Consider the following 21,096-nt stretch of genomic DNA (forward strand, 5'->3'; position numbering starts at 1 on the left):
GGACGATCAATTGCAATCGATGATGACGTCCAGCGCTTCAGGGTGCAGGAAACGCTTGAGCACATTGCCGGTGAGTCGCGCGACATTGTTCTCGTAACGGTTGTGGGAAAGTGAAGCGGTGTAGGCAATTGATCCCACTGAGAACACGCCGCCCCCTCCTGGAAACGGACACAGAACGATGTCCGCGCGAACGCGGGACTGCTCGGTCCCACCAATACCAGGGATTGATTCGTAGACGTCCTCGGCGGCGAGAAGATAGGCATCCGACAATGGCCCGGAAGTCGCCAGGACAAGCGCACCCGGTGGGGTCCCTAATGACGGATCGTACCGGTCGATCTCCGCGCCGGCGGCACCACCGCCCATGATTCCAAAGTCGCCAATGCGTTCGTCGCTGCCAATCCCTTCAAACGCAAATGCGGCGAGTGGATCGTAGCTGTCGGTGAGGCGTTCGTAATATGTGCAGCGGTCGAAGCCTTGCGCGGCGAACCCCACGCCTAGCAGTCGCTGCGGCGCCTTACCCTTGTTGCGCCATAGACCAGCCATTTCACCGGAGGTCTGGTGGCGGCGATCGCCAAACGGCGACTCGTGGGGGCGTGTACCCGCATCTGACCTGCGCAACTCCATGACATGCCGCTCTTGCGGATCAAATGAAACGGTTGCGAAAAAACCGTTTCCGCCCAGGTACATCAAGCGTCCGCCGTTCCCGGTGAAAGCCTCGATCGCGTTGAGTTCGTTGCGTGTCACATATTCTGGATGACTGCCTGTGATCAGAACCTTGTAGTCCTTGAGCAGGTCGGCGCCTTCGCGATCCAGGTCTTCATCCGTCAGCGCGTCGAAGTCACAACCGATTGTGTCGAGCCAATGAACGATGCAGAGATCAGCAGGAAGCCCCCATACGCCCTCTGCCTGGAACCAGGCGCGGTGTTTTGGGTTGAGCGTCAGTATGGGGCGCCGAGTGCTGCCGAAGACGACTCCAGAGCCATCGTTATGGATTTCATAACAGGAACGACCGAATTCAGGATGGTCTTGAAACGTCAGATCTTGACGATCAATGATCGGTGTCCGACTGACGATGATTTCCGCGCCATTGGCTTCAAAGGCTATGCGGTCGTTGGCATACGCCAGATAAGTCGCCGTAGAGAAAAGCACCGCCACTTCGCGCTTCTGACGTCCCGGCCTGACGAAAAACGGGATGTATTGTTCAACGCCTGCACTGCTCAGTTTCGCGGCGTATACACCACTCGCGAGATCGTCTGGAACCTGAATCTCGAACGCCGTTGGCCACTGGGCATCGGTGATGTCATCGTCATGAAAATGGATCGCATCAAACTCGTCAGGTGCCCGCCGAAAGTCGTCGCTCAACCCCTTAAACCTATGGCCCGCCACTCCCCGTGTCGGCGCGTTGAAGCAGCGTCCATGCAAACCGTTTCCGGACACGTCTACTACATCGCTGAGCAACAGGCCATCGTCACGAAGGCTCTTGCCAAAGTGCCAGGCAGCCAGCTCGGCAACAACCGCATCGCCGGGAGAGGAACACAGAATGCGGACTCCACCGATTTTTCCGTTGTAGGCAGCATTCGCCAGCCATCGACCGTCTTGCTGGCAGGCCAGCGCCCCGATCCTGAAGGGGGCCTGGCTTTCAGTCAGTCTCGCGCCGAACGGGACGGTACGTGATTCTGCGCGCAAGGCACAGGCGCTCGCTGAGAGACGGTTCATGATGTTGTCGATGGGTGTCTGCTCCAAACAGACCGTCCCGGCATCCGGTTTAACACTGACTATGACGCGATACCACTGATGTGCGTCAAGTGGCGTTACCAATGAAACTTTCTTTGCCTCACCATCTGCCCCCCATATAAACGTTAGCCGCCCTTCCTCCAGAATAAGGGCGTAGCCAGAACAACTGTCCACGGACCAGTTTCCCAAAATGGCCTGCCGGCCCGAATCACTTTCAAATGAGTTCTGCGTTACATGGTAGGCCCCGAAGTTGCCCGAGCGCGTGCCTTGCGGCAGTGTCGGGTAGACATAGGCTTCAATAACCAAACCGTTAGGGGATTGTAGAAGTCCTTTCGTGTCAGTGATTTCCACATAAGAGCCCGGCTGGCATACATGCTGGATACCCTCGTAGCTTCCTTCGAACGACGACTCAACAGGCGTCTCAAGGAAACCGGGACCCGACTCCCCCGTAAACCCGTGTCGAAGCTTCACAAGCGTGGCGTCATATCGCGCGACCCCTTCGCAACTTACCTTGAAAGAAAGACTTTCACCCGGCGCCACAGAGAATCCGTCGCTATAGCCGAAAATTTGCTGACTGACCTGGTTCATTCTCATTTCATCCGTTATGCGACTGAGAATCCGTTTCGCGCGACTCGGCAGCGAAAAGGGCTCGGCATCGAAGCGAAAAAACGTGGCGCAATGCGTCGTCGTAAGTCAGGAAAATGCCTCGACTTCGAACGAAGTTGCCTGGCTCTCCAATCACAATGTTCCCGACGCCCCATGGCCCGTCGACACCCAGCGAAATGACAATCGCCTTGCCGGCTATAGACGCCCCGCCCAGCCCACGCACGACCCTTCGAGTCTTGTCATCGTGTGGCCCGAGGGGAGACCGTTCGTAGGCTCCGATCACGCCAGAGTCGCAGTCGTCACGCAGGCGCTCAAGAAACCGAGCCTGGAACAAAGCGGCCAATTCAGCTTCACGATCTGAGGAGGTACGCATGGTCATTCCCTCAGTGCGGTAGTTATTGTTGTATTCATACTTTTCTCTTGCTTGTCAGTCGATTGCGCAGATATCCAAAAATGCGCCTGGCCGCGTTGCGGAGTGCTGGTCCGGAGGAGATATGCTGCCCCCCTGTACCGGTAGCGATATCGTCCGATGGGCCGCCCCCCGCGATCTATCGCATGAGAGAACCAAGATTTTCGTCAGCGTGCACGGTGCGCAGAGTAGGTGCACGAATCTGGTCTTTGCTTACAACCGGCTCACCTACAGAGCAACGGCTCACGTCATAACCCTGCTGCGCACCATTGGTCTGCTTTAACTGGACTAAGTCATCCACCGGTTATCATCGAAATATCACACGGGCTTCCGAAGGCTGGCCCGGAAGTCATGGCATAGGGCTTGCTTGAGCTTCTAAGCAGTGATTTTTTTCAGGAGGGCGTGTGGATTCGTTACATTTGATAACCCGGTTCTCGACGGGCGAGGTTGACCCACAAAGACGCCTTGCTGCCTGGCAGGATTTCATGAGCGATGTCTATTACCCAATAGACGTGGCGGCCTACAACCCGGCCTCGTTCTGCGGAGTCATTGAATCCACCCAGATCGGCGCGGTCGGAATTACTCGCTTTGCCGCTGATGCGCAACGGGCTGTGCGCCGCAAAGTACATGCCGGACGTGAGGATTCGGATTTTTTCGCGCTAGTCATGCCAACTAGGCAAACTGAGCAGTTCACACACCTTGGTCGATTTGGAGACGTTGCGCCAGGCCAAGTCTCTGTCTTCAATTCCGCAGAAACCTATCAGCTGGATATCCCCAACGGCACGAGAAACGTAACAGTCAAGATCCCGGCCGACCAATTCAGGGCGATGTATCCGAAAATTGATGCGCGCTGTGGCCGCGTCGACGTCGCCAATTCGCGTTTCGTGCCGCTGCTAACGCAATTCGCGTTGCAAGCATTGGATAACGCCTCCTGCCTTTCCCCCGAGCACGGCCGAAGCTTGGAGAGAGGATTGCTGGAATTGGCTTTCTTGATGATGGATGTACCGGAGACCGATGCAGCGGGTGATTCACGAACGGTAATCGATCACTTTTTTCACCGTGTCATGGCGTATATCACGGCAAACTTTCACGATGCGGATCTTGCACCCGAACGAGCAGCTCAAGCTCACCGCGTTTCCATCCGCTATATCCACAAGGTTTTCCAGGCTCACGATACGACGTTCGGGCGAGAACTCCGTCTTACTCGGCTCAGGCACGCTCAAAAGCTTCTGCGAGAGAATGCGCTGCACAAGGCTCGAACCACGACCATTGCAGAAGTTGCCTACAACTGTGGTTTTTCCAGCCAGGCGCTTTTTTCCGTCCGGTTCAAGGAAGCTTTTGGATACTCACCTCGAGACGAAAAAAGCCATTAGTGCCTTTGGTGTGGAAACGATACTGCCCTGGAAAAATTTTCTGTAGGGCCTATTGAAATACAGACTATTACGCAAGTTTGAAGAGGCTGCCACCAAATTACTGAAATCCATCCAAGACGAATTGGGTGAAGAATTCGAGGGGGTAGCTTGTCCGTGTGAGTCCTCGGCCAACGCTGATAACGAAAGGATGAAGCTATAGATCGGTATCTCTCCCTCGCGATAGGTCCCTGTCGGCACTCCCGCATTCCTGCCAGGAATGCCCCCATGAAAAACATACATTTTACTTAAAGCACCGCCTCTCATAGCGTGTCCATTCCGCATATGGAGATGACGCCATGAACAACCCAAGCCTGCGCCTTTACGTCGACACTCAATTCACCAGCCCCTACGCGCTGTCATGCTTCGTGGCACTTCGAGAAAAGGGTATTGAGTTCGAGATGGATACCGTGAACCTGGACAAACAGGAGAACCAGTCGGGCGACTATGCCCGTCTTTCGCTGACCCAGAGAGTCCCCACCCTCGTGCATGGCGACTTTGCGTTGTCGGAATCATCGGCAATCACTGAATATTTGGAAGAGGTATTCCCCCAGACGCCGGTTTACCCACGACACCCACAGATGCGTGCCAAGGCGAGGCAAGTTCAAGCGTGGCTACGCAGTGATTTGCTCCCTATACGACAGGAGCGCTCCACGCTTGTCGTATTCTATGGCCTTAAATATGGTCCTTTGTCAGCATCGGCGGAGGCTGCCAGGCAAAAGTTGGTGGATGTTGCTCAACGGCTACTTACCGACAGTCCGGACTACCTTTTTGGTGAATGGTCTATCGCCGATGTCGATCTCGCGTTGATGCTTAACCGGTTGATACTCAATGGGGACACTCTACCGGCTCGATTGGAGGATTACGCCCAGCGCCAATGGCAGCGTCCGACCGTGCAAGAGTGGATCAAGCTGCAACGACCTCCTTTGTAGCGGCGCGATGGCTGACAATGGCCGACTTTAGCCTGTCTCGAAGGCTGCAGCCGACCACGACGAGGGTGAGGGGCCATCCTGTGAACTCACTTGCTTATCTGCTTGGTGTTACAGCACGATGCCGGCTCAAGAGCAAGGACCGGCCCGATGACCAAGCCCCTCGAACAAGAAATCTCAATTTGAATTCACCAGACTACAAGGCTAAGGGCGAAGACCTCGGCAACCGCATGATGAAGGTCGACCATGCGGGTGAGCATGGTGCGATCTGCATCTACAGCGGACAGTTGTTTATGGCCCGGCTTTTCGTCCCGGGCATGGTGAATGAACTCAAGGAGTTCCTCTCCCACGAGCGCCGCCATCGGACGGTTTTTCAGGAGGAGCTGCAACGTCGCGGTTATCCCCGCTGCCGTAGTTATTGGTTGTGTGGCATCGGCGGTCTGGCGTTGGGTCTGGTTACTGGCATCTGTGGCCGCAAAGCCATTGTCGCGACTACCGTCGCGGTTGAGAGTGTGGTGCTCAAGCACCTGGCTCATCAACTTGATGTGCTGGGCGATATCGATCTCCACGCGGTGGCGGCCATTACTTCGATTGTGGAGGAGGAGCAGCACCATCATGACCACTCAGCAGCGCAGATTGATGTGCGCGATCCCTGGTTCAGGGTACTGACACCAATGGTGACTGCATGGACAGAGGCGGTCATCTGGATGGGTATGCGTTCTTAGAAAGCAGGTGTAATTATTAGCGTCAGCGCCCCTCCATTCGCCGCCATGCTCATTGCTCGGTGAAGAAAGTCGCCAGTGCGCAAGCCAGTTCGACCGGGGCCTCTTCAGCAATGTGGTGACCACTGTCGATTCCTGCTCCGGTGACTCTCAACGCTGCCCACGGCTGCCAAATGGCAAGTACGTCCCCGTAAAGATCCTCCAGGTCATCCTGCAACGACCAAATCACATGGAGCGGACATTGAAGTTTTCGACCAGCCTGGCGATCGTCCCGATCATGCAGGGGGTCCAGTTCAATCCCCGCGCGATAATCACCGAGCATTCCAATAACGGTTCCTTGGTCGTGAATCGCGTCCTGAAAGTCTTCGTAATTTTCCCGCCCCATGGTTTCCGCACAGCCGCCATACCACGCTTTTGGATCCGCGAGAATGGCCCTTTCCGGCTGGTCGGGCTGCGCATAGAAAAACCAGTGCCACCATTTGGAAGCGAACCGCGCGTCACATCGCTCAAGCGCTTCCAAGATAGGCACGCCATCCAGAATTGCCAGTTTCAGTACGCGTGACGGATGATCGAGCGCCAATCGGAACGCTGCGTAGCTACCCCGGTCATGACCGGCCAAGTAAAATTTATCGAACCCAAGTCTATCCATGAGGGCAACACAATCGCGCCCCTTCGCTCTCTTTGAATAAGCTTCGTAATCATGAGGGTCCGCTGGCTGACTGGACTTGCCGAAGCCTCTCAAATCGGGACAAACCACCGTAAAAGAACTGGCGAGCAGGGGTGCAACCTTATGCCAGGTCGTGTGCGTGCGGGGGTGACCATGAAGCAACAGTAACGGCGGGCCCGAACCGCCATGGCGAACGCGTAGTGTGGCCTCGGGTAACTCAATCATCTCCAGCTTGAAACCTTCAAACATGATCACTTCCTGCTTAGCGCCGTCGACTAAACATTAGAACAAGCTGGGCTCGCAGCAATTTTAAGGCTCTCCTATCCTACTTTTTAGAAATAATCTCTATAGCGAAAGAGACTAACCAACAACCTCCCGTCGCCTATCTTGAAACACAATTCAGCGCTGTTCCCTTGGCCGAATAGCTTCCCGGATTAACGCCAGGCGTTATCCAGGAAAGCCCATTACAGCCCTCCGTCGGCGCTGACGGGTGTGAACGACGAGGCGATATGGAGATCACGCAAAACAACCGTTTGGTGCAGGTCGACAGTCCTCTCGGCAGCGATGTCCTGTTGTTGCAGAGCATGGAAGGCAGCGAAGAGCTGGGGCGGTTGTTCCACTACGAATTGGACCTGACCTCCGAAAACCGGGCAATCACGTTCGACCAGTTGCTGGGTAAGCCGATGGGCCTGACCTTGGAACTGTATGAGGGCGGCAAACGCTACTTCCACGGCATTGTCTGCAGTTGCCGGCAATTGACCGGCCACGGCCAGTTCGCCGGTTACCGCGTCAGCTTGCGGCCCTGGTTCTGGCTGCTCACGCGCACCTCCGACTGCCGGATTTTCCAGAACAAGACGGTGCCGGACATCATCAAGCAGGTGTTCCGCGACCTCGGTTTCTCCGACTTCGAGGACAGCCTGAGCGGTAGCTACCGCGAGTGGGAATATTGCGTGCAATACCGCGAAACCAGCTTCGATTTCGTCAGCCGGTTGATGGAGCAGGAAGGCATCTATTACTACTTTCGCCATGAAGAGGCGCGTCATGTGTTGGTGTTGGCCGACGCCTATGGCGCCCACACCACGGCGCCCGACTACGCCTCCGTGCCCTTCTATCCGCCCGATCGGCAAATGCGCGAGCGCGATCATTTCTACGACTGGCAACTGGCACGGGAAGTACAACCCGGTTCGCTGGCGCTGAACGACTATGACTTCCTGCGCCCGCGCGCCAGTCTTGAGGTGCGCTCCAGCGTGCCGCGCAACCACACCAACGCCGACTACCCGCTCTACGACTACCCGGGTGAGTACGTCCAGAGCAACGATGGCGATCACTACGCGCGTACCCGCATCGAAGCCATTCACAGCCAGTTCGAGCGTGTACAGTTGCGAGGTCGCGCTCGCGGGCTGGGCTGCGGCCACGTGTTCACGCTGACGGGTTACGACCGTGCGGACCAGAACCGCGAGTACCTGGTGGTGGTCGCCCGTTATCAGATTCGTCAGGAAGCCTACGAAAGCGGCCAATCGGACATCGCCGAACAGTTCGTCAGCGAGCTGGACTGCATGGATGCCAGCCAAGTCTTCCGCCCTCTCCCCCTCACACCCATGCCCATTGTTCGCGGGCCGCAGACTGCCGTGGTGGTTGGCCCCAGTGGCGAGGAGATCTGGACCGACCAGTACGGCCGGGTCAAAGTGCATTTCCACTGGGATCGCCATGACCAGTCCAACGAAAACAGCTCCTGCTGGATTCGTGTGTCCCAGGCCTGGGCCGGCAAGAACTGGGGGTCCGTGCAGCTCCCGCGGATCGGTCAGGAGGTGATTGTCAGTTTCCTGGAGGGCGATCCGGATCGGCCGATCATCACCGGTCGCGTCTACAACGCTGAACAAACTGTGCCCTACTCGCTGCCAGCCAATGCCACCCAGAGCGGGGTGAAAAGTCGTTCGAGCAAGGGCGGCTCACCGGCCAACTTCAATGAAATCCGCATGGAGGACAAGAAAGGCGCCGAGCAACTGTTTATCCACGCCGAGAAGAACCAGGACATCGAAGTCGAGAACGACGAGACCCACTGGGTCGGTCATGACCGCCGCAAAACCATCGATAACGACGAAACCGTGCACGTCAAACACGACCGCACCGAAACCGTCGATAACAACGAAACCATCACCATCGGTGTGGATCGCACAGAAAAGGTCGGCAATAACGAAACCATTTCCATTGGCGTGAACCGTACCGAGAAGGTGGGCAGCGACGAAAAAATCACCATTGGCGCCAATCGCACCGAAAAAGTGGGCAGCAACGAGACCATCACCATCGGCGCGGACCGCACGGAAAAAGTCGGTGCCAACGAGAAAATCAGCATCGCCAGCAACCGCACCGAAGACGTGGGCGGCAACGAAACGATCAGCATCAGCGGCAACCGTAACGAAACGGTCCAGGGCAACGAAGGCATCGAGATCAACGGCAACCAGAGTACCCAGATCGGCCAGAACGAGTCCCGCGATGTCGCCCAGAACCGCACCACTGATATCAAGCAGAACGACAGCCTGGACGTCGGCAAACACTTTGCCCTCACCGCCGGCGACTCCATCAGCCTGACCACGGGCGACGCCAGCATCACCATGAAGAAGGACGGCACCATCGTGATCAGCGGCAAGAACATCACCATCGACGGCTCCGGCGCCATCAAGATCAAGGCCAACAAAAACGTGGTCGTAAAAGGCCAGAAAATCCTGCAGAACTAGCCACGGAGTGGGCGCATGACCGTTGAATATCATTTCCCCGTTTCCTCCACCGCTACGCCCGCGCGCGTGGATGGCGTCGTGATTGGGGTGCTGCTGGATGTGCCCGGGGCAGACGCCCCTGTGGTGGCCTTCCCTGGCTGCCCTGGCGAAACGGGCCTCGTCGCACGCACCACCACCCCGCTCTCCCGTGAAGACATCGGCGCCCAGGTCGCGCTGATGTTCGAGGCAGGCGATTTGAGCCGGCCGCTGGTGATCGGTCGCATCCAGCGCCTACCGCAAACCGCAACGCCAGCGGTCGCCCACCTGGACGGCGAGCGCTTGGAGTTCACCGCAGAAAGGGAAATTGTCCTGCGCTGCGGCAAGGCGAGCATTACCCTCACGCGCGAAGGCAAGGTGTTGATCCGCGGGACCTACCTCTCGAGCCGATCGTCTGGCGTGAACCGCATCAAGGGCGGCTCGGTGCAGATCAACTAGACAGGTAGTCGGCCTATGGAATTGCTCAACGCCAGCAAACTGCTTGCTGCCTACACCCAGGGCATGGAACCCGACGGCCGCGAATCCCTGGTGATCGTCGCCAAAGGCACTTTTAATCTGCCGCTGGACGGCCGTGCGGCGACCCTGGTCGACACCCAGCAACCATTGCTGATGGCCGATACTTTCTGCGGCGAGCCTGGCCTCAGCGCTCCGCTGCAGGAAATGGACTTCGCCCCGGTCAAGCCGTTCTGCGATGTGCTGGTACGCGGCAAGGCTTTCGCCCCGAATGGACGGCCCGTGACGCAACTGGCTGCAGGTATTCGTGTCGGTCAGATGAGCAAAGCCTTCTCCGTCCTCGGCCCCCGACAATGGCAACCGGGCCTATTGGGGGTTTCTCCCGGTTTACCGCAACCCTTTACCGAGCAGGACATCTCCTATGCCCAGGCCTACGGAGGTTCCCATCCCATGGCCAAGAATCCGGATATGCGTCATTGCTACCCGGACAATCCAAGCGGTTGCGGTTGGTTCCCAGGCAGCATCGACAGCGCTGAAGTCGCTTACAAGCCCATGCCGAATACGGAGGAACTGGGCAAGCCGATCGACAGCCCCTCCGGCGACTTTCGCCCCATGGCGCTCGGTCCTATTGGCCGTAGCTGGCCGCAACGTGTCCGTTTCGCCGGGACTTACGACGAAACCTGGTTGGCCGACAGCTTTCCGTTTTTGCCGCAAGATTTCGACCGTCGCTACTTCCAGGCGGCCCCTGACGATCAGCAGATTGCTTACCTGCGTGGCGGCGAGGACGTGCTGCTGCTCAACCTCACGCCCCAGGAGCGCGCGGGCTTTCGCATTCCCGAAATAGACGTGCCGGTGACTTTTTTCCTGAAAAAAGGCGGTCATGAGACCGTGCAGGCGGTGATCGACACCCTGCTGATCGACACAGACGCCCGCCAGGTGCAACTGACCTGGCGTGTTTCCCGTCCCCTGCGGCGCAACCTGTTCGAGATCGCCCAGGTGCTGGTCGGCACCATGTCCACGGGTTGGTGGCGCGCCCGTGAACTGGGCAAGGATTACTACCCTTCGCTCTCCTTCCTGGTAAACGCCAAACAGGCGCCCGAGGAGGCGGACTGATGAGCGCGCTGTGCATCATCGGCTCCGGCATGGTCAGCGCTGTCGGCCTCAGTGCGCCCGCAAGCTGCGCGGCGATCCGTTGCGCCATTGACAACTTCCAGGAAACCCGTTTCGTCGACCAAGGTGGCGAATGGCTGATCGCGGCCTGTGTACCTTTGGAACAGCCCTGGCGCGGGCGCACCAAGCTGATCAAGATGGCCGCCCGCGCGATCGCCGAGGCATTACAGAGCACCCCCGGCGTCGACCCGCAGAAGACCCCGCTGCTGCTAGGCGTGGCCGAAGCCACACGCCCCGGCCGTCTGGATGGCCTCGATAGAAGACTGTTGCAGGACATCGAAGCTGAACTGGGCCTGCGCTTTCATCCTGACTCCGACATCATCGCCCGCGGCCGAGTCAGCGCTGGCGTAGCCCTGCTTAACGCGCGCACGCTGATCTACCGGGGCGGCCATCGCCACGTGCTGGTGGCCGGCGTCGATTCCTTTCTTTGCGGACCGACCCTGGCCGCCTTCGAAGAACGCGAACGCCTGCTGACCAGCGAGAACTCGAACGGTTTTATTCCCGGCGAAGGTGCTGCGGCCGTGGTACTGGCTGCGCCAGTTGCCAGCGCAACACCGCAACTGGCCTGTATCGGTCTGGGGTTCGGCGTGGAAAAGGCCACGGTGGAGGCCGAAGACATTCCCCTGCGCGCCGAAGGCCTGACTCAAGCCGTACGCGCGGCCCTGAGCGAAGCCGGCTGTGGCTTGGAGCAAATGGATTATCGGCTCACCGACATCTCCGGTGAGCAGTACTACTTCAAGGAAGCCTCTCTGACCCTGAGCCGGACCCTGCGCGTGCGCAAGGAATTCTTCCATCTCTGGCACCCGGCCGACTGCATCGGCGAAGTCGGCGCCGCCATCGGCCCGGCCATGCTCGCCGTGGCGTTGGCCGCCAGTCGCAAGGGCTACGGCGAAGGTCCGAATATCTTCTGCCACATGGGCAACGACGCTGGCGAACGCGCCGTTGCACTGCTCAGTTATCAGACCGTGAGGGCTGCGTGATGGCGAATGAGGTTTACGCCAACAATATGGAAATTTCCTGCAAGTCGGCGGCGGGCAAGTCGATTGCCTGCTTTCCAGATGTCTGCTTCACCCCGCCCCAGGCACCGCCCACCCCGCTGGGGGTGCCGATCCCCTACCCCAACACTGGCATGGCCAAGGACACGACCCAGGGGACACGAACGGTCAAAATCACCGGCAAGGAGGTGATGCTCAAGGACAAGAGTTGTTTCAAGACCAGTACGGGAGATGAAGCCGGAAACGCGCCGAAGAAAGGCGTGGTGACCAGCAAGATCAAGGGGAAGGTGTACTTCATCGCTTGGTCGATGGACGTGAAGTTCGAAGGGGAAAATGTAGTCAGACATTTAGACCTGATGACTCATAACCACGCGTCCAAGCCCGGAAATACGCCTCCTTGGGCTTATGCCGACGCAGCAGCGACGACGCCCATCGAGCGTTGCAAGAAAGAAGTGGCCAGGAAAAACAAAGCGTGCGGGGGATTGCCGACCAAAGCGCAACGGTGTGGCGACAAAGCCTGTACCGCCGCAAAAAAGTGTTTGCTGGTGTCCAAGAAGCAGGCGGATTCCAAGGCGCAGAACAGTGAGGTGGCCTGTTGTCCTGGCGAAACCGGCCACCACCTCGTTGAGGCCCATAGTTTTACAGCGACAGGTTCAGGTCGCCAAACGCCTCTTCCCCAATTCCCCAATTACGATGAAAAAGATGCACCGTGCATTTGCGTGCAATGCCCTCAAGACGGAAGCGGACGCTATGAAGGGGACCATGGCTTCATGCATGCAGCCCAAGGCAAGCTGGAACAGGCAGCCATCGAGGGCGCACCGCCCGGTCAAAAGGATTACGCCTGGAATTACGGCCAATCCCGTTCAGCGGGCGTACGAGCACTTCAGCAAACCTTTCCGAAATCGAAATGCTCAAAGAAATGCCTGGAAGCGCAATTAGACGGTTACCACAAGAATACGGTAGGTGTCAGGGACAAAACCCCGGTGAGGACCCACACACCCAACCTTCAAGACAATCAGAAAGCGCTGGCCCACGACATGATCCCAGAGGTCACTATCAGTGCTTGGTAGCTCAATTGGAGCAAGGACGACATGACTCAAACATTGGATTGGACACTGAGCCGAGTAGCAGTCTTCGATAAAAACCGCGTTTATGTACTCGCCTACTCCAAACGCGAGCCCGGTACTCGAGTCTTTCGATGGACCGGAACATGGGACAACTATTATGTTCAGGCTATCTGCGCCGGCATCTGCGCAGTTCGCGGCGCGCCTCCCGAAATTCTGACGCTATGCGCCGATGGTAGCGTTCATCGCGCAGCGCCGGACGGCCAAGCCTACGAGGCTATCGTCGAGCAGAGACCCAGCAAGCACGGCCTGCTGCGCGACATCCGTCCTATCGGGGCAAATGTCTATGCCACGGGCTTCGGCCGCCAGGTCTATGTTCGAAAGGACAGAATCTGGCAGCGCTGCGACCAAGGGGTGGTCGAAGATCCGACCGCCGACAGCCTCAGCGGCTTCGAATCCATCGATGGCTTTGGTGAAGACGAGATCTATGCCACCGGCAACCAGGGCGAGATCTGGTACCGTCAGCAGGGTGCCTGGCAGCGAAGCGAAAGTCCGACCAACATCATTCTGGAAAACGTTCTCTGCGCACCCGATGGCGTGGTTTACATCTCAGGCCAATTGGGCATCGTCATGCGAGGTCGTCTCGACCGCTGGGAGCTCATTGAGCATGAGCTCACCGAAGATACATTCTGGGACATGACCTGGTTCCATGATCAACTCTGGCTTTCAACCACCAAAGCACTCTACACGCTACAAGGCGACAAGCTGGTGAAGGTCGAGACAGGACTTCCCGGCGATCAGACCTTCAGGTACCTGGACGCGAATGAGCAATGTCTATGGTCATCCGGTGAACGACACCTGGCCGCTTTTGACGGAGCGAATTGGACACGCATACCCAGTCCTTAAGACGAACGTAGAGAAGGCCATGGACAGTCTGTCAGCGATTCTCGACCAACACACCGAAGAGGCGAGTTTCCTTGCGGTCCTGCGGGACTATGCCGTGCGCGCCCCCCATTACGACCTGGACCAGATAGGCACGCTCGACAACCGCATCGACGCCCAGCTCGACGGCCTTCGAATTGCCGGCACCAGCGGCTTGGCGACCCTGCTGGCCCAGCTCGGCCCGCATGCTGTCGGGGAGATGTTCGCCAGCGTGGTGCTGGCCTTCGAGACGGCCGATGCAAACGCGCTGTCGCGGCTCAGCAGTCATTTACGCAATGCCGTGGAAACGGAACGTGGATATTTGATGGCCCTCGGGTGGCTCGACTGGGAGCGGATATCGCCCTGGATCGACCGCATGTTCGCTGCCCCTGAGCCTATGTTTCGCCGCCTGGGCCTGGCGGCCTGCGGCATGCATCGTCACGACCCGGGCGCCGCATTGCTTGCCGGCTTTTCCGATGCCGATCCGAGCGTGTTGGCACGTGCTGCTCGTACTGCCGGCGAGTTGCGTCGTCGTGACCTGATGCCGGCCATTCGCGCCCACCGCCAACACACGGACACCGCCACACGCTTCTGGGCAAATTGGGCCATCGCCCAGATGGGCGATGAGCAAGCCCTGGAGCCACTGCGTCAGTTTGCCGAGCAACCGGGCGAGTTCCAGTACCGCGCGCTCTGTGTATTGCTGGCCTGGCAAAAGCGTGAGAACAGCATCGCCTGGATACGCCAGTTGATACAGAACCCCGTGCAGCATCGCGTCGGCATCCAGGCCATCGGGCTGTTGGGCGATCCAGTCTGCGTACCGTGGTTGATCCAGCAGATGAGTGACCTGCCCTATGCCCGGGTCGCCGGCGAAGCCTTCAGCCTGATCACAGGTGCTGACCTGGCGCTACTCGACCTGGAACTGCAGGACCTGCCGGATTTCGATGCAGGCCCGAACGATGACCCGCAAGACCCCAACGTGGCGATGGACCCCGACGAAAACCTACCCTGGCCCGACCCGCAGTTAATCACCGCTTGGTGGCAGGCCCATGGCGGCGATTTCCAGGCGGGCGTCGGTTATGTACTGGGACAGCCCCAGAGTGAAAGCAGTTTTCAGCAAGTACTTGCCCAGGGCCAGCAACGCCAGCGCATCGCTGCCGTCTGCGGCATCGCCCGCTATCGACCAACCGAAGTGCTTTTCCCCACGAGCGCACCGGCCTGGCGGCAAAAGCGCTTGTTGTCCGTGCGATAAACAGGCGCTACATCGGACAGTCGGCGGCCCTCAGAAAACAAAACACCCTGCGAGAGCTTTGCTCTTGCAGGGTGTCGCGTCAGTGTCTCACCGAGCACTGTGTCTTTAGTGGTGTGGAATCATCCGGGTCATTGCGCGCCCTGTTTTTCGATCAGAGCAGCGAGCAGCCTGTACTCTTCCGAAGACAGGTCGGTAAGCGGTGTACGTACCGGGCCTGCGTCATGGCCGACAATTCTTGCCCCGGCCTTGACGATACTCACCGCGTAACCCGCGTTACGGTTACGGATGTCGAGATAGGGCAGGAAAAAGTCGTCGATCATTTTGCCAACGGCCACGTGATCCTCCCTGGCAATCGCGTGATAGAAATCCATCGCCAGCCTGGGAACGAAGTTGAACACCGCCGACGAATATACCGGAACCCCCAGCGCCTTATAGGCCGCGGCGTAGACCTCAGCCGTTGGCAAACCGCCCAGGTACGAGAGTCGATCACCCAGGCGACGACGGATCGACACCATCAATTCAACATCGCCCAGGCCATCCTTGTAGCCAATCAGATTCGGGCAGCGCTCGGCCAGCCGTTCCAGAAGCGCGGCGGTCAGGCGGCACACGTTGCGGTTGTAGACCACGACGCCGATCTTGACCGATTTGCACACGGCCTCGACATGCGCGGCCACACCCTCCTGGCTCGCCTCGGTCAGATAATGAGGGAGCAACAGCAACCCTTTGGCTCCCAACCGCTCAGCCTCTTGCGCATATTGAATCGCCTGGCGGGTGGATCCGCCCACCCCCGCCAGGATCGGCACACTGCTGGCGCAGGTATCGACTGCGGTCCTGATGACTGCGCTGTATTCATCGGCCGCCAGGGAAAAGAACTCCCCGGTTCCCCCTGCTGCAAACAGTGCGCTCGTGCCATACGGTGCCAACCATTCCAAGCGTCGCGCATACCCGGCGGCATTGAATTCACCGTGGCCGTCGAAATCAGTCAGCGGGAACGAGAGCAACCCCGAGGAAAGGACGGATTTAAGCTCAGATGGAGTCATTGTTTTATCACCTGTTTTAATTGTCATTGGAAAACCAATTGATGTCATACGTCATCATACAATAATAAATAAAACAACCTTTAAAACAGATGGACGCAACTTTCTTCGATCCTCTCGCCTATTGATTACTATTCCTTATCTAACTAATAAGAACATTGACTTAGCTGCCAGTGCCATTGCCATTGACACAACTACGGCAGAAGGAAAGACTCACCTATGTCGTACGACGACATATAAAAAACAATAAAAAGGTGACCTTACTTATGTTCCGTTTGCATCTTCTTGCAGCGCGCTCCAATCGGCTCAGCGGCGCGGTTTTCCTTGCAGCGCCGCCGTTGCGCGGCTTCCATACCACCAATGTGGTGCAAGCGCCATGAACGACGTCCTGAAACTCTATTTTCTAACGCTGAAGGTATTGATCATTGCGTGCCTGGTTTGTATCACGGCACTGATTTTCGCCAATGTCGTGTTGCGCTACGGCTTTAATTCCGGCTTGTTCTTCACGGAAGAAATTTCCAGGTTGGCATTCGTCTGGCTGGTCTTCGCCGGCTCCCAACTCATGCTTCATGAAAAGGGTCATATCGGCGTCGATATCCTGACCAGCCGTGTCTCGCCCAAGATAGCCAAACACCTGTTGACGTTGACCTATCTGCTGATGTTGTTCGCCACTTCGCTGTTTCTCCAGGGCAGTTGGCAGCAGACAGTGATCAACCTACACGTGGGCGCCCCCTCCACCGGAATTTCCATGGGCTTGTTCTATGGCGCCGGGTTGGTCTTTTGCGTCTTGAGCACCCTGCTGCTCTGCGTTCAGTTGGTGAAGCACTTGGCCGCACCGGCAGGCGTGTCCTTGTCCTCTGCCGCACACGGGGTACTCAAATAATGGCCCTGGGCGTTTTTGTCGGCGTGCTGATGGCCGCCTTGCTCATAGGCGCGCCAATCGCCTATGCACTGATTCTCTGCGGCGTAGCCCTGATGTGGCTGCTCGGGTTGTTCGACGGCCAGATCATCGCGCAGAACATCATCAACTCGGCGGGCAGCTTCCCGTTGCTGGCTATTCCGCTGTTTATCATCGCCGGCGAGGTCATGAACAGCGGCGGCCTGTCCAAGCGCATTATCAACCTGGCCATTTCCCTGGTCGGCCATCTGCGTGGTGGCCTTGGCTACGTCACCATTTTCGCCGGGGTACTGCTCTCCAGCCTTTCAGGCTCGGCACTGGCCGATGCGGCGTCACTGACCGCGCTATTGCTGCCGATGATGGTCATCGCCGGTTACAACCGCAACCGATCCGGCGGCCTGATCGCCTCGGTCTCGGTGCTTGGCTCGATTATTCCACCCAGTATCGGTTTCGTGGTCCTGGGGGTCGCCTCCGGCTTGTCGATCACCAAACTGTTCCTGGCGGGCATCGCCCCGGGGCTGATGATCGCCGCTGCGCTGGTTGTCACCTGGTGGCTGGTGTCCCGTCGTGACAACGACGTCGAACTGAGCCCCAAGGCGTCCGGCAAGGAACGCCTAAAGGCCTTGGCCGACAGCACCTGGGCGCTGCTGTTGCCCGTGATCATCGTGGTCGGCCTGCGCTTCGGCATCGTGACGCCCACCGAGGCGGGGGCGGTGGCGAGTGTCTATGCGTTGCTGGTGTCGTCGCTGATCTACCGGGAACTGAGCCTGAAGTCCCTCAGCGAATTGCTACTGCGTGCAGGCAAAACGACCGCGGCCGTCATGTTCCTGGTAGCTGCTGCCTCGATCCCGGCCTGGATGATCACCATCGCAGACATCCCGGGGCAGATCATCGATCTCATCCAGCCGCTCATGGACAACCCGAAACTGCTGATCGTGGCGCTCATGCTGCTGATTCTTCTGATCTCCATGGTCATGGACCTGACACCGACGATTTTGCTGCTGGCACCAATCCTCGTTCCTGTCGTCACCGCCGCGAACATCGATCCGATCTATTTCGGCGTGCTGTTCATGATCAATTGCTCCATCGGCCTGATTACCCCGCCCGTGGGCACGGTGCTCAACGTCGTCTGCGGCATCGGCAATATGCGCTACGAAGCGCTGCTCAAGGGCACTGTCCCGTTCCTGATCGCCGAAACCATCGTCCTCTTCCTCCTGGTGATCTTCCCTGACCTGGTCACTGTTCCAGCGCAATGGTTCGCCCACTAAAACAACCGACAAGAAAAAGGAAAAACCATGACCAAGCATCTAACCGTCCTGGCTGCCCTGCTGCTGGCCAGCAGCTTGAGCTTCGCCGCCGAGTACAACGCTCACACCATCAAGTTTGCCGCTACCAGCCCGAAGGGAACGCCGCCGGCCATTGGCATGGAGCTGTTTGCCAAGAAGGTCAATGAACGCAGCGGCGGCAAGATCAAAGTGCGGACCTTCCCCAATGGCGTGCTGGGCGGCGACGTACAAGTGCTCTCCTCGTTACAGGGCGGCGTGGTGGAAATGATGACCTGGAACGCCGGCCTGATGCTCAATCATGTGACCGACTTCGGCATTCTCGATTTCCCTTTTATCTACACCGATACCGCCAAGGTCGACGCCATGCTCGATGGCGAAGTCGGCAAGATGCTGATCGACCAGTTGCCCGCGAAGAACCTGGTAGGCCTGGCGTTCTGGGAGCTGGGCGTGCGCAACCTGACCAATAATGTGCGGCCGGTGCAGAAGATGGAAGACATCGCTGGCCTGAAGATTCGCGCGCAACAATCGCCATTGTTCCTGGATGTATGGACGGCACTCGGGGCGAATCCCACACCGTTGCCCTTTACCGAAGTGCACACCGCGCTCGAAACCCACACCGTCGACGGTCAGGAAAACCCGGCAGCCCTGATCCTTGCCTCAAGGTTCAATGAAGTACAGAAATACCTCAGCCTGACCCATCACAACTACAACCCGCAGATCGTCCTGATCGGCAAGTCCTTCTGGGACAGCTTGAATGCCGATGAAAAGGCGCTGCTGACGGAGGTCGCCATGGAAGTGCGTCTTGAACAACGGGAAATTTCCCGCCAGGCCGACAGCAGGACGATTGCCGAATTGCGCAGCGCCGGCATGCAAGTCAACGAACTGGCCCCCGAAGAGATCGCGCGCATCCAGCAGAAAATCCGCCCGGTGATCGATAAATACGCCGCGCAGATCAATCCCGAACTGGTGAAAAAAGTCTACACGGCCGTGGATTACCACCCGCAATAACCGCGCCTCCCACAGTTGCGCTGAGCACCCCACTCAGCGCACTCCTTCCAACCCATCAAAAGGCAACCAAACCATGAAGATTTCGGTCGCACAGATCCACCCTGTTATTGGCAATCCGGCTCAAACCATCGACAACGTCGCTGAGCTGTCACGGCAAGCCGCCAAAGAAGGCTCGCGGCTGATCGCCTTCGCCGAATGCCTGCTGACCGGAGGCTCCTTCGACAGCCGCGAAGACCTGGAAAAAGGTGCCATCAGTATCGATGCTCTCAATCCTCTGCTGGAGGTCGCCGCCGAAACCGGCATACATATTGTCGTCGGCTTCTATGAGCAATACGCCGAGTCGATCTTCAATACCGCCGCGCTGGTGGGGCCCAAAGGGATCATCGGCCTGCATCGCAAGCGCCACCTGCCCTTCATGATCGGTGATCGCTTCACTGATCGCCCAGCCGAATGGACACCGCCGGTATTCGACACTGAGATCGGCCGTATCGGCCTGGCGATCTGCTACGAAATCCGCTTCCCGGAAGTCATACGCACCCTGGCGCTGGAAGGGGCCGACATTGTTGTCCTGCCCGCGGCCTGGCCCGAGCAGGCGCGCCTGCTGCCGGACATTTTCAGCAACGTGCGCGCTGCCGAGAACATCGTCTATTTCGTCGCCTCGAACCGTAACGACATGGACGGCGGCATGCAGTTCATCGGCATGAGCCACATCATCGAACCATCGGGCCAGACCTTGATCCGCGCCGGACAGGAGAACGGCATCTTCAGTGTCGACATCGACCTGGAGAAGGCGCGCAACAAGTCATTGATCCGCGACCCTGGCGTGTTCGAGATACATCCCTTCCGCGACCGTCTGCCAGAAACCTATCGCCTCTGACACGACCGCCACCGATAGCGCCCTCTCAGGTAATTGCAATGCATAAGAAGATCACCTCGTTGAAAGATCGAATGGCGGACGGCCCAACGTTCGGGATGAATATCTACAGTACGGCCTGCATGCCCATCGAAGTGGCTGGCAACTGGGGATTGGACTTTGTCTTCATCGATGCCGAGCACACCGCTCTGGGCGTCGATAAAGACATGGAAAAACTGATTCTGGCAGCCAACTACGCGGCCATTCACAGCCTGGTTCGGGTTCGTGGCACCCTCGAATGGGACATCCGTAAAGCCCTGGAGATGGGCGCTGCCGGGGTCATCGTTCCCCAGGTTCACAGCGCTGGGCAGATGCGGGAAATCATCCGCTGCAGCAAATTCCCACCGTCCGGCCGGCGCGGCGGTGACAGTTCGGTTCGCTCGGCGAACTACGCCGGCCCCGGATTTGACTGGGCTCGTTACACGCAAGAGGAAAACGCCCGTAGCGTGATCGTGCCCATGGCCGAGAGCTACGAGTTCTTCGACAACATCGATGAAATTCTCGATGTCGAAGGCATCGACGCGGTGCATTTCGGCCCGGCGGATTACTCGTTGTCCCGCCAATTGCCGGTCGACTATCGCCTCGGCAACCCTGAAGTCCAGGCGCGCCTGGCGTTACTGATCGAGAAATGCCACAGGCGCTCGATCCAAGTCATGGTGCCTTGCTTTCCCGCCGACACGGAAACAGCCAGGCGCCTATTGGATATGGGCTGTGACATGTTACTGATGGGCAGTGATCTTTCATGGCTGAATCAGGCGGGACAACACATCGCCGCGATCCAGGAAAAGTTCCAGGGGACTCAACACGCTGGCGCCTGAGGAAACGTAACTTATAAAGAGCACCCCGTGGTTAAAG

19 protein-coding genes are annotated in these 21,096 nt (G+C 58.1%); 15 read left to right on the forward strand and 4 right to left on the reverse strand.

The genetic code is table 11. The features are described from left to right. Nucleotides 1-6: 6 nt before the first annotated feature. Nucleotides 7-2,322 (reverse strand): N,N-dimethylformamidase beta subunit family domain-containing protein, encoded by a 2,316-nt coding sequence (locus tag KI237_RS14930; protein WP_212800475.1) that lies wholly within the window; start codon nucleotides 2,320-2,322, stop codon nucleotides 7-9. Nucleotides 2,323-2,329: 7 nt separating this feature from the next. Further along, the gene (locus tag KI237_RS31025; RefSeq protein WP_502937097.1) at nucleotides 2,330-2,719 is read right to left on the reverse strand and encodes a N,N-dimethylformamidase alpha subunit family protein; all 390 of its coding nucleotides are present in this window, start codon (nucleotides 2,717-2,719) and stop codon (nucleotides 2,330-2,332) included. Between the two features lie 434 nt (nucleotides 2,720-3,153). Here KI237_RS31025 and KI237_RS14935 point away from each other — a divergent pair, with 434 nt between their 5' ends. The 3 genes from KI237_RS14935 (at nucleotide 3,154) to KI237_RS14945 (ending at nucleotide 5,812) form a co-directional block, all read left to right on the forward strand. Beyond that, nucleotides 3,154-4,122, forward strand: a complete 969-nt coding sequence (locus tag KI237_RS14935) for an AraC family transcriptional regulator (RefSeq protein ID WP_212800476.1) — start codon at nucleotides 3,154-3,156, stop codon at nucleotides 4,120-4,122. A gap of 335 nt (nucleotides 4,123-4,457) precedes the next feature. Beyond that, the gene (gene yfcF / locus KI237_RS14940) at nucleotides 4,458-5,090 is read left to right on the forward strand and encodes a glutathione transferase (protein WP_212800477.1); all 633 of its coding nucleotides are present in this window, start codon (nucleotides 4,458-4,460) and stop codon (nucleotides 5,088-5,090) included. Between the two features lie 80 nt (nucleotides 5,091-5,170). Next, nucleotides 5,171-5,812, forward strand: coding sequence for a 3-demethoxyubiquinol 3-hydroxylase (locus KI237_RS14945; RefSeq protein ID WP_249410737.1), 642 nt, complete (start codon nucleotides 5,171-5,173; stop codon nucleotides 5,810-5,812). Between the two features lie 49 nt (nucleotides 5,813-5,861). Here KI237_RS14945 and KI237_RS14950 read toward each other — a convergent pair whose 3' ends face one another. Further along, a complete protein-coding gene (locus tag KI237_RS14950; protein WP_212800478.1) occupies nucleotides 5,862-6,725 on the reverse strand; it encodes an alpha/beta fold hydrolase in 864 nt (287 codons plus the stop codon). Nucleotides 6,726-6,985: 260 nt separating this feature from the next. On the opposite strand from KI237_RS14950, the gene KI237_RS14955 reads away from it, so the two are divergent. The 7 genes from KI237_RS14955 to KI237_RS14985 are packed head-to-tail and all read left to right on the forward strand — an operon-like array spanning nucleotide 6,986 to nucleotide 15,099. Beyond that, complete coding sequence (locus KI237_RS14955; RefSeq protein ID WP_212800479.1) at nucleotides 6,986-9,211, forward strand: type VI secretion system Vgr family protein; 2,226 nt, start codon at nucleotides 6,986-6,988, stop codon at nucleotides 9,209-9,211. Between the two features lie 15 nt (nucleotides 9,212-9,226). After that, nucleotides 9,227-9,685: a DUF6484 domain-containing protein gene (locus tag KI237_RS14960; protein ID WP_212800480.1), complete on the forward strand. Its 459-nt coding sequence runs from the start codon at nucleotides 9,227-9,229 to the stop codon at nucleotides 9,683-9,685. Between the two features lie 15 nt (nucleotides 9,686-9,700). Next, on the forward strand, nucleotides 9,701-10,813 hold the full coding sequence (locus KI237_RS14965; protein ID WP_212800481.1) for a DUF2169 family type VI secretion system accessory protein: 1,113 nt from the start codon (nucleotides 9,701-9,703) through the stop codon (nucleotides 10,811-10,813). Beyond that, entirely contained in the window at nucleotides 10,810-11,850 is a 1,041-nt protein-coding gene (locus KI237_RS14970) for a hypothetical protein (RefSeq protein ID WP_212800614.1), read from the forward strand. Before KI237_RS14965 ends, KI237_RS14970 begins: the two co-directional genes overlap by 4 nt. Next, a complete protein-coding gene (locus KI237_RS14975; RefSeq protein WP_212800482.1) occupies nucleotides 11,850-12,935 on the forward strand; it encodes a PAAR-like domain-containing protein in 1,086 nt (361 codons plus the stop codon). The genes KI237_RS14970 and KI237_RS14975 overlap by 1 nt, the downstream gene beginning before the upstream one ends. 21 nt (nucleotides 12,936-12,956) lie before the next feature. Next, entirely contained in the window at nucleotides 12,957-13,835 is an 879-nt protein-coding gene (locus KI237_RS14980) for a hypothetical protein (RefSeq protein WP_212800483.1), read from the forward strand. Nucleotides 13,836-13,854: 19 nt separating this feature from the next. Further along, nucleotides 13,855-15,099 (forward strand): TIGR02270 family protein, encoded by a 1,245-nt coding sequence (locus KI237_RS14985; protein WP_212800484.1) that lies wholly within the window; start codon nucleotides 13,855-13,857, stop codon nucleotides 15,097-15,099. A 128-nt stretch (nucleotides 15,100-15,227) separates the two neighbouring features. On the opposite strand, the gene kdgD is transcribed toward KI237_RS14985, so the two are convergent. Beyond that, nucleotides 15,228-16,139, reverse strand: a complete 912-nt coding sequence (gene kdgD / locus KI237_RS14990) for a 5-dehydro-4-deoxyglucarate dehydratase (protein ID WP_212800485.1) — start codon at nucleotides 16,137-16,139, stop codon at nucleotides 15,228-15,230. Nucleotides 16,140-16,512: 373 nt separating this feature from the next. On the opposite strand from kdgD, the gene KI237_RS14995 reads away from it, so the two are divergent. The 5 genes from KI237_RS14995 (at nucleotide 16,513) to KI237_RS15015 (ending at nucleotide 21,059) form a co-directional block, all read left to right on the forward strand. Then, entirely contained in the window at nucleotides 16,513-17,019 is a 507-nt protein-coding gene (locus KI237_RS14995; RefSeq protein ID WP_212800486.1) for a TRAP transporter small permease, read from the forward strand. Beyond that, nucleotides 17,019-18,302 (forward strand): TRAP transporter large permease subunit, encoded by a 1,284-nt coding sequence (locus KI237_RS15000; protein ID WP_212800487.1) that lies wholly within the window; start codon nucleotides 17,019-17,021, stop codon nucleotides 18,300-18,302. Before KI237_RS14995 ends, KI237_RS15000 begins: the two co-directional genes overlap by 1 nt. A gap of 27 nt (nucleotides 18,303-18,329) precedes the next feature. Then, nucleotides 18,330-19,328 carry a TRAP transporter substrate-binding protein gene (locus KI237_RS15005; RefSeq protein WP_212800488.1) on the forward strand — a complete coding sequence of 333 codons (999 nt, stop codon included), beginning with the start codon at nucleotides 18,330-18,332 and terminating at the stop codon, nucleotides 19,326-19,328. 73 nt (nucleotides 19,329-19,401) lie between these two features. Continuing rightward, nucleotides 19,402-20,205 carry a carbon-nitrogen hydrolase family protein gene (locus KI237_RS15010; protein WP_212800489.1) on the forward strand — a complete coding sequence of 268 codons (804 nt, stop codon included), beginning with the start codon at nucleotides 19,402-19,404 and terminating at the stop codon, nucleotides 20,203-20,205. Nucleotides 20,206-20,243: 38 nt separating this feature from the next. Then, nucleotides 20,244-21,059: an HpcH/HpaI aldolase family protein gene (locus KI237_RS15015; protein WP_212800490.1), complete on the forward strand. Its 816-nt coding sequence runs from the start codon at nucleotides 20,244-20,246 to the stop codon at nucleotides 21,057-21,059. Nucleotides 21,060-21,096 lie beyond the last annotated feature (37 nt).

Source organism: Pseudomonas sp. St316, assembly GCF_018325905.1.
Classification (GTDB): Bacteria; Pseudomonadota; Gammaproteobacteria; order Pseudomonadales; family Pseudomonadaceae; genus Aquipseudomonas.